This is a genomic window from Schaalia sp. Marseille-Q2122 (assembly GCF_903645355.1).
Lineage (GTDB): Bacteria > Actinomycetota > Actinomycetes > Actinomycetales > Actinomycetaceae > Pauljensenia.
Genome location: NZ_CAHJXR010000009.1, coordinates 95,444 through 104,836, shown reverse-complemented (window position 1 = coordinate 104,836; position 9,393 = coordinate 95,444). Strand labels below are relative to the sequence as shown.

The window sequence follows — 9,393 nt, the reverse complement described above, 5'->3', positions numbered from 1 at the left end:
ACCTACCGCCCCCGCCCCGTCACCCTCAACACCTGGGAAGCCGTCTACTTCAACCACGACGAGCAGACCATGATGGACCTCGCCCGACGCGCCGCCCACGTGGGGGTTGAACGCTTCGTCATTGACGATGGATGGTTCAAAGGCCGCCGAAATGACACACGGGCCCTTGGTGACTGGCAGGTTGACACCGAGGTTTGGCCGCGAGGACTCAACGCCATCGCAGAGCTTGTGCACTCCCTTGGCATGGAGTTCGGACTCTGGTTCGAGCCAGAAATGATCAGCCTTGACTCTGACATTGCCCGAGCCCATCCCGAATGGGTGCTTCGCCCCGAACCTTCACGTCTGCCTCTGCCCGGACGAGACCAGTACGTCATTGACCTCGCCAACCCTGAAGCCTGGGACTACCTCTACACAGAGATCAGCACCCTTGTTGAGGCGCTGGGAATCGACTACATCAAGTGGGATCACAACCGTTTCGTGACCGAAGCAATCTCTCCCTACACGGGTCGCCCGGCCGTACACGGCCAAACCCTTGCCCTCTACGCACTGCTTGACGCCCTACGGGAGCGATTCGACAATCTTGAGATTGAATCCTGCTCGTCGGGTGGAGGTCGAATTGACCTGGGCATCCTCAGTCGGACCGACCGAGTGTGGGCATCAGACTGCACCGATCCCTTGGAAAGAGTCGACATTCAACGACACACCTCCCTGCTGGTTCCACCGGAAATGATCGGCGCCCACATTGCCGAATCACCCTCGCATATGACCGGCCGCTTCACTCGACTGGCCACGCGCGCCTCGGTAGCCTTCAGCGGACACCTCGGCATCGAGTGGAACATCCTGACGATGAACGACGAACAGTTGGCACCCCTACGCCGCTGGATTGCCCTCTACACGCAGGCCCGACGCGAATGGTCAGCGCGAAATCCGCTGATCGTGGACGAGAATGGGCTGCCTGAAGGTAACCAGAATCTGGCGTGGGGAGCACGCGCCGTCCACGCTGACATCGCCGACCCTGCTGTGCGACTCGATGGAGTCGTTTCCCCGGATGAGCGCTGGTCGGTGTGGTGCTTCGCTGCCCTTGACACTTCCGAACACTACCCCTACGGCCTGATGCGCCTACCCGAGTTGGAGGCGGATGCTCTCTACAGAGTGCGTCCCTACGGTGGGCCTGAGCTCTATGAAAGCCTGCGCAATCCTTCATGCCGCTCTGACCTAGAGTGGTGGAACGAAGAAGGTGCCTGTGTACCCGGGGCGGTATTGACCGAGTGGGGAATCCGTCCCCCGCATATCCTGCCCGGCACAGCCGTACTTATTGAGGTCGAAAAGGTCAGCTAAAGGTAGTGGCGGATCCCGGGTGTGGCGGCGTAGTCGGCGCCCAGCTGTGACGCCAAGGGCGATAACTCCCCTCAGTCACCCTTCAACCCCTTGGGCGCACACGCGGGCGCCGGAAGGGGCGACGTGGGCGGTGGAGTGTTACGTGCAAGGGAAGAGGTGGCGCAGGCCAGATCAGGTAATTTGTGTCACAACTAGCGGCGCTGGCCAGAACGTGCGGTGTCTGCCAGAACGTGCGACATCTGGAGGGAAAGGCACCGCAGGCCTCAACAAGTGAGGTCTGGTGGAACAAGCAAGGTCTTCCGGAACTTATCGCGGCGGATCAGAGTCCTCTCCGAAAGCAGAATAAAACAGTAGCCCACCGGCTTCCTCAAGCCGGTGGGCTACACTGCAAGCGGCGGGCACCTCGCCAATCAACGTCACTTACACGCCCAAGAGCGGGGCGCCGCAGCCCAGGTCAGAGCATGCAGGACACGCAGCCAGCGACCTCGGTGCCCTCCAAAGCCATCTGGCGCAGACGCACGTAGTAGAGGGTCTTGATACCCTTCCTCCAGGCGTAAATGTAGGACTTGTTGAGGTCGCGGGTAGTCACCGTATCGGGGTAGAACAGGGTCAGCGACAGGCCCTGATCAACGTGCTGGGTGGCTACCGCATAAGTGTCGATAATGGCCTCGGGGCCAATCTCGTAGGCATCGCGGTAGAACTCAAGGTTCTCATTCGTCATGAAGGGCGCCGGGTAGTAAACGCGGCCAATCTTGCCTTCCTTACGGATCTCAATCTTGGACACGATCGGGTGAATCGACGAGGTTGAGTTATTGATGTAGCTAATCGAACCGGTTGGTGGGATTGCCTGCAGATTCTGGTTGTACATGCCGAACTCCGCCACATCCGCAGCCAGCTGACGCCAGTCATCCTGCGTGGGAATGTAGATCGTGGAGGCCGCCAACAGCTCGCGCACACGCTCGGTCTTAGGCGTCCAATCGCCTTTAATGTACTTCTCGAAGTACTCGCCAGAGGCGTACTTGGAGCGCTCAAAGCCCACGAAAGATTCGCCGCGCTCGCGGGCAATCATATTCGAGGCCTTGATCGCCGCGTAAGTAATGGCCAGGAAGTACATATTCGTGAAATCCAGGGCCTCTTCAGAGCCGTAGTGGATATGCTCACGCGCCAGGTAGCCATGCAGATTCATCTGACCCAGGCCAATGGCGTGACTCATAGCATTACCGCGGGCTACGGAAGGAACCGACTGGATATCCGACAGGTCCGAGACGGCAGTCAGGGCGCGGATGGCGCTTTCCACCGTGGCCTGGAAGTCGGGAGAATCCATAGTCTTAGCAATATTGAGCGACCCCAGGTTGCAGGAGATGTCCTTACCAATATGGGAGTAGGACAGGTCATCGTTGTAGGTCGAGGCCTCCGACACCTGCAGGATCTCCGAGCACAGGTTGGACATGGTGATACGGCCATCAATGGGGTTGGCGCGGTTGACCGTGTCCTCAAAGACGATGTAGGGGTAGCCGGACTCGAACTGGATCTCAGCCAGGGTTTGGAAGAAACGGCGAGCGTTGATCTTCTTCTTGTGAATACGCCCGTCATTGACCATCTCACGGTACTTCTCGGTCACGGAGATCTCTGTGAAAGGCACCCCGTAGACTCGCTCAATGTCGTAGGGGCTAAAGAGGTACATGTCCTCGTTATTACGAGCCAGCTCAAAGGTAATGTCAGGGATGACCACGCCCAGAGAGAGCGTCTTAATACGAATCTTCTCGTCAGCGTTCTCACGCTTCGTGTCGAGGAAAGCCATGATGTCGGGGTGGTGCGCGTGCAAGTAGACCGCACCAGCACCCTGGCGGGCACCAAGCTGATTCGCGTAGGAGAAGGAATCCTCCAGCAGCTTCATGACGGGAATGATGCCCGAAGACTGGTTCTGAATCTTCTTAATGGGGGCGCCGGCCTCGCGCAGGTTCGTCAGAGACAGGGCCACGCCGCCGCCGCGCTTGGACAACTGCAGGGAGGAGTTAATACCGCGCGCGATCGACTCCATATTGTCTTCAATGCGCAGCAGGAAGCAGGAAACCAGCTCGCCTCGTGCGGCCTTACCAGCGTTGAGGAAGGTGGGAGTGGCGGGCTGGAAACGGCCGCTGATCATCTCGTCAACGAGGTGCTGGGCGAGCTGCAGATCACCGCGCGCAAGATAGAGGGCGACCATGACGATGCGGTCCTCGAAACGCTCCAGGTAGCGCTTACCGTCGAAGGTCTTGAGCGTGTACGAGGTGTAGTACTTGAAGGCGCCCAGGAAGGTGGGGAAGCGGAACTTGTGGGCGTAAGCCTGCTTGTACAGGGCCTTGACGTCGGCGAAGTCGTACTGGTCAAGGACGTGGCCCTCGTAGTAGCCCTCGTCCACCAGGTACTTGAGCTTTTCTTCCAGGTCGTGGAAGAACACGGTGTTTTGGTTGACGTGCTGGAGGAAATACTGGCGAGCCGCCGCACGGTCGGCATCAAAGTTAATCAGCCCCTCCTCGGTGTAGAGGTTGAGCTGGGCGTTGAGAGCGTGGTAGTCCAGCTCAGGGCTGGGGGCTTCTTCCAGGCCGGTGTCGGTCAGATTCTCTGCCAAAATTCTTCCAGTCCATTCTGAACTCGGGAGACGTCCTCGGAGGTTCCGAGGAGCTCGAACTTGTACATGTGCGGCACCCCTAATTTTGCCGCGACAATGTCGCCAGCAAGGCAGTAGGCGGTGCCGAAGTTGGTATTTCCGGATGAAATCACACCCAGGCAGTGGCCTCGATTCGTGGGGTCGTTGAGGAACTTGATGACCTGCTTAGGGACGGCGCCCTTGTGGTTGCCGCCGCCGTATGTGGGCACGATCAGCACATAGTCGTAGTCGACGTTGAGGAAGGGGTCGGCGGCGCGCAGGGGGATTCTTTCGGCGGGGAAGCCCAACTTCTCAACAAAGCGGCGGGTATTGCCGGTTGCTGAAGAGAAGTAGACGAGCTTAACCATCCCGGGTCCTCCTGTGGAATCCTATCTGCGAGGGTTGTGCTTCATAGCAGATGCACGTATCCCGGCCACCCACAGGGTGACCGGGATAGGGGTCTCAGGCCTGGGCGACGCGCAATGCGGAGGATGCTTCAAAGGCGGCGGCAGCTGCCTTAATGCGGTCGGGGCGGTAGCCACTCCAGTGGTCGTCGCCTGCGATGACCACTGGAGCCTGCTGGTAGCCAAGCCCCTTGATGAACTCGAGGGCAGCCACGTCCTCGGAGACGTCAACGGAGGTGTAGGGCAGGCCCTGCTTGTCGAGGGCGCGGTAGGTCGCAGTGCACTGGACGCACATCGGCTTGGTGTAGACGGTGATCGTCATGAGATTCCTCCGGCCTTGGGGGTGAGAACTGCATACCTGCACGTAATCACACGTTTGTCATTTATAGCGGCTTGAGGCGCCGCATCTCGTGTACTAACACTACACCTTGTGTTGCTTTGGGTCGATCACCCCAAGATGTTGTGTTTCGACAAGATTGGCGTGTTTTGTGTGGATAGCTCTGTGGACGCTGAAAATGCAGTGATGAACAACATGTCCGCGCCGCCCAAGAGGGCACTCTGAGAGTCGTGTAGACACCCCGAATCTGCGTCGCTTTTGCCGCTGAGGGGCTGTGCACAGGGTGTGGAAAGTTACGGCCAGAAGAGTCCACAGCTGTGGATAACCCTTCAAGAAAAATCCCCAAAACTCCCACACGAGGCGGCGTGTCGCATCCCGATATGCGGATAGATGGGAGGGCGCCGCCTAGATATAGGGAGCGTCCAGCGTGCGGATGCTTCATTTGGCATGCGTGGCGGACACCCCTAGATATAGGGTCCAGTTGGAAGTGAGGGCTCAGAAGCGTCAGGCGAGGGGAGAATACTGTTCAAGCGCATTCGCGCTTCTGACATCAGTCCGCTCTGTCTTCCGCAGGCGCCCAGCTGTGAGCCCAAGAGGTATGTAGTGCTCAAGCGCTGCTTAATGCGCTTGAGCACACACGCGGGCGCCGGGGTCATCCACCCCCGGGGCATCACCAATGGCGCAGTGGGGATAGTCATGGACGCAGGTGGGCGCCGGGAGGTACAGCAACCCGGAGGAATCTCCGTCAGTGTGGACTCCCGGCAACCCCAAGCGCGTTGGCACCTCAATCAGTGCAGACCAGCACTCAGCACTCCACGACATTCACAGCAAGACCACCGGCCGAAGTCTCCTTGTACTTCGAGAGCATGTCAATACCCGTCTGACGCATCGTCTCGATCGCCACATCCAAGCTCACCGTATGGCGCCCATCGCCCCAGAGGGCCATACGCGCGGCATTAATCGCTTTCACGGCGGCGATAGCATTGCGTTCAATACACGGGATCTGCACTAAGCCAGCCACCGGATCACAGGTCAACCCCAAAGAATGCTCCATGGCAATCTCCGCAGCATTCTCCACCTGCTGAGGGGTCCCGCCCAAAGCTTGAGCCAACCCTGCTGCGGCCATTGCCGATGCTGAACCGACCTCGCCCTGGCAGCCGACCTCGGCCCCCGCGATCGACGCATTCGTTTTAATCAACGCACCAATCGCCGTTGCCGCCAGCACGAAATCATGGACGACGCGCCTCCGGGCCTGCGCGCATTCACGCAGGTCAGAGGGGTCAAGCTGGAAGGGCGCCATGGGAGATTCAGGCGAGGGTACGAACGCCGAGTCCGACGCACCGGCCTCGGGGCAATAGGACACCAGGTAGCCCAAGACCGCAGGAATCACCCCTGCAGCACCATTGGTCGGGGCGGTGACGATCCGGTGCCCGGCGGCGTTTTCTTCGTTGACGGCCAGAGCAAAAAGATTCACCCAGTCCATTGCTCGCATAGGGTCGTGGGCTGTCGCCGCCCATTGAAGGCTGCCAGAGGGCGCGCCTACGCGTGCGCGCTCGGCAAGCTTGCGAGCAAGGGTGCCCGCGCGCCTGGGCACATCCAGCCCTCCGGGGAGAATCCCACTCGTCCCAACCCCAGCGTCCACGCAATCAAACATGGTGTTGGCGATCTGATCCAGGTAGGCATCAAGCTCAACCTCAGACCGTAATGACAGTTCATTGGCGCGAACAAGCTGCGCCACAGACAGGCCGCTCGCATCGCATTGCGCGAGCAGGGCATCTGAGGACGCGAAAGGAAAGGGCGCGTCCTTTTGGGGGATCACCGCTTCGCTGGCGCTCGCCAGGGCCTCCACCTGCGGATTGTCGGTATCGTCGTTGACCTGGGCCATCACGAAACCACCACCCACCGAATAGTAGGTACGCACAAGGGCTGGGGCCTCGCCCGGCGAGCCTTCCACCCACGCTGAAATGGTCAAGGCATTGACGTGGTAGGGCAGCACCGTGCCTGGTAGGAAACGAATGTCGGTCGTGAGATCAAAAGGGACCGAGGCTGCGCCGGGAAGGGGAAGATGCCCGGAGCGGGCGACCCCTGGGAGCAGGGACTCTACCGTGTCAATGGACACTGATTCGGGGGAGAACCCTGCCAGACCCAGCAGCACGGCGCGATCCGTATTGTGGCCGCGGCCCGTTGCTCCGAGTGAGCCGAAAAGGTCGATGTGGAGACGAGAGGGCGTTGGCAGGGAGGCAAGCTCGGTGGTGAAGGCCAGTCCGGCGCGCATGGGCCCAACAGTGTGGGATGAGGAGGGGCCTATACCCACGCGGAACATGTCAAACACCGAGAGGGGACGCGGGGCGTCCGTGGCGTGAACTTCGCCGGAGAGTACGGCAGCTGCAACCGGTTGGGGTGTCGGGGTGAGCTCTTCGGTAGGAGCTGACGGGCGAAGATCCATAGGAATCATTGTGCCTGTTGAGGGGCGGTGGGGGCGAGTTGATGCGCAGGTGCCCAGGTGGCGCTGCGGTGAGCGCGCGTCTGCGAGGTGTGCGTCCAGGCCAGAAATGCCGGTGTGCGGGGACTCCGTGTCCTGAGCGCACACGCGGGGCCGCGACCAGGCCCGGTAGGCAGGCGGGCGCGGGCGATTGCCCCCGACTTGCTGAGGGTCTTGACGGACGGGCTGTGGCAGGCAGGCGGCAGGCGAAGGTTATCCACAGGCATGGGGGGTGAAAACGCGTTATCCACAGGCGGCCGCTGACTCATTCGTCGCTCGCGGGACAGCGCGCCAGACTGGAGGAATGAACACCTTTCGCACCACCGATCCTGCCGCCAGCATCGAAATGGCCGTTGCAAGCCTTATCGTGTCCCGGCGTGCCACCTCCAAGCGCACGGCAGCCCTCTTGCGCGAAGGGCGTATTATTCGAATCTTTCGCAATGTCTACGTCCACACCCGCTACCTTTATGGCCTTGGCAAATGGGAACTCTACGCGCGCGTCACCATCCTGCGGGCCTGCGCGGTTGCCCTTGCCTTGGGGGAGCGTAATGTTCTCAGCCACGACACTGCCCTGTTGATGGCGGGGGTGGAACTGACTGAGGCTCTGCCTGACATTCATGTCTCGCGTTCTGGCCGGTGGGGTGGCAAAGCCGCCACCCTCCCCGCCATCAATGTGCCCGGCGTGCCGCGCGTGCCAGCCGTGCGGCTGATCCGGCACGGCGCGCATATCCCCAATGAATGGGTGAGTAATGTCGAGGGTGTGCGCGTGGCCCTCAGTGAGTACGCCGCCGCGCAATGCGCCTGCATTTTGGGGCCAAAAGATGCGGTGGTGACGGTCAGTGGCGCATTGCGCCGTATGACGTCTTTTAACCGCTTCCGCATGACGGAAAGCCGCCGCCGTGAAACCTTCCTCCGGGCTGAGGTCGCAAGTATTCTTGAGGCCATGCCGCGCTGTCAGGGTAAGGCGCGCGCCCGCGTCGTCCTCGTCGCCGCTGATGCGGGCTGCGAATCCGTGCCCGAACGCGAACTACTGTGGGTGCTGAAGGCGGCTGGCCTGCGCGATGTTCGCACGCAGGGTGTGGTTCTTGACGGCGGTGACGTCTACTACGTGGACTTCCGTCTGGGGAATACGCGGATCGTCATTGAGTTCGACGGGAAAGACAAGTACGGCGAATTCCCCGACCAGATCCTGCGCTCCCTCACCGCCCGCGATCAGCGGCAAAAACGGCTCGAAGCTCACGGATTCATCGTCTTGCGTTTCGAGTACTTCGAGCTGGCCAACCCGCAGATCGTGATTGACGAGGTGATCCGCCGGGCGGGCTTGAAGAAAATGCCGCGTCCGCTGTGGGTGCTGGCGGCGTGAGGGAGTGCGCGAGGCGAGCTGGTGGTGCGGTAGCGTTAGGGTAGCGACTTGCGTCCCGCAAGCCACCAGTGAAGCTGAGCGAAAGGCCCTGCCGTCATGACAACTCCTTCTGAAAAACTCCGTGAGATGGGTGTTGAGCTGCCCGAGGTGGTTGCTCCTTTGGCAGCCTATGTGCCTGCTGTGATTGATCGAGGTGTTGTGCGCACCTCGGGCCAGCTTCCAATGGAGGCTGGCGAGCTGGCGTGTATTGGTGCGGTTGGCGAGGACGGCGCGGATCCTGAGGACGCGAAGGACGCTGCGCGGGTGTGTGCGCTGAATGCGCTCGCGGCTGCGGCTGCGGCTGCTGGCGGTGTTGACCGTTTGACGGGTGTGGTGAAGGTGGTGGGCTTTGTTGCCTCTCTGCCTGACTTCTATGGTCAGCCTGGTGTGATCAATGGTGCGTCTGAGTTTTTCGGCGAGGTGTTTGGTTCGGCCCATGCGCGCTCGGCTGTGGGTGTGGCCGCGTTGCCGCTGAATGCCTCGGTGGAGGTTGAGGTTGAGTTCGTCTTGAGGGAAGACTGACTCGGGCTTCTCGAGTGGCTCCTCTGCCGGGTGAGCGGCGTGGTGGGTGTCTTAGGCGTTTAGGTGTGAAGGTTTGTCCTCGTGGGTGTGCTCTGGCGCCTGCCTCGTTGGGCTCTCCACTTTCTTTGCGTGCTTGCCTTCGCGGTGGAGGGGTCTTTTCTTGGAATTCCCTGTAATTCTGTTGTGCCGCTGCGATAGTGTCACCTCCGAGGGATGCTTCCCTGAGGCTTGCGCGCGTGGATGTGGCAGCGTGCTGATAAGGAAGCTCGTAGGTGCAAT

7 protein-coding genes are annotated in these 9,393 nt (G+C 60.6%); 3 read left to right on the top strand and 4 right to left on the bottom strand.

The features are described 5' to 3' along the window. Positions 1-1,338 (top strand): alpha-galactosidase (locus HWX48_RS10750; protein ID WP_175957410.1); only part of this gene is annotated, 1,338 nt, incomplete at its 5' end. Between the two features lie 454 nt (positions 1,339-1,792). Here the strand turns inward: HWX48_RS10750 and nrdE are convergent. The 4 genes from nrdE to HWX48_RS10730 all read right to left on the bottom strand — a co-directional run bounded on the left by nrdE (position 1,793) and on the right by HWX48_RS10730 (position 7,154). Further along, positions 1,793-3,949 carry a class 1b ribonucleoside-diphosphate reductase subunit alpha gene (gene nrdE / locus HWX48_RS10745; protein WP_175957408.1) on the bottom strand — a complete coding sequence of 719 codons (2,157 nt, stop codon included), beginning with the start codon at positions 3,947-3,949 and terminating at the stop codon, positions 1,793-1,795. Continuing rightward, complete coding sequence (gene nrdI / locus HWX48_RS10740) at positions 3,934-4,335, bottom strand: class Ib ribonucleoside-diphosphate reductase assembly flavoprotein NrdI (RefSeq protein ID WP_175957406.1); 402 nt, start codon at positions 4,333-4,335, stop codon at positions 3,934-3,936. The genes nrdE and nrdI overlap by 16 nt, the downstream gene beginning before the upstream one ends. Positions 4,336-4,429: 94 nt before the next feature. After that, positions 4,430-4,693, bottom strand: a complete 264-nt coding sequence (gene nrdH, locus HWX48_RS10735) for a glutaredoxin-like protein NrdH (RefSeq protein ID WP_175957404.1) — start codon at positions 4,691-4,693, stop codon at positions 4,430-4,432. Between the two features lie 820 nt (positions 4,694-5,513). Beyond that, on the bottom strand, positions 5,514-7,154 hold the full coding sequence (locus tag HWX48_RS10730; protein ID WP_175957402.1) for an L-serine ammonia-lyase, iron-sulfur-dependent, subunit alpha: 1,641 nt from the start codon (positions 7,152-7,154) through the stop codon (positions 5,514-5,516). Between the two features lie 340 nt (positions 7,155-7,494). Here HWX48_RS10730 and HWX48_RS10725 point away from each other — a divergent pair, with 340 nt between their 5' ends. After that, positions 7,495-8,553 carry a DUF559 domain-containing protein gene (locus HWX48_RS10725; RefSeq protein ID WP_175957400.1) on the top strand — a complete coding sequence of 353 codons (1,059 nt, stop codon included), beginning with the start codon at positions 7,495-7,497 and terminating at the stop codon, positions 8,551-8,553. A gap of 96 nt (positions 8,554-8,649) precedes the next feature. Further along, complete coding sequence (locus HWX48_RS10720) at positions 8,650-9,114, top strand: RidA family protein (protein ID WP_175957398.1); 465 nt, start codon at positions 8,650-8,652, stop codon at positions 9,112-9,114. Positions 9,115-9,393 lie beyond the last annotated feature (279 nt).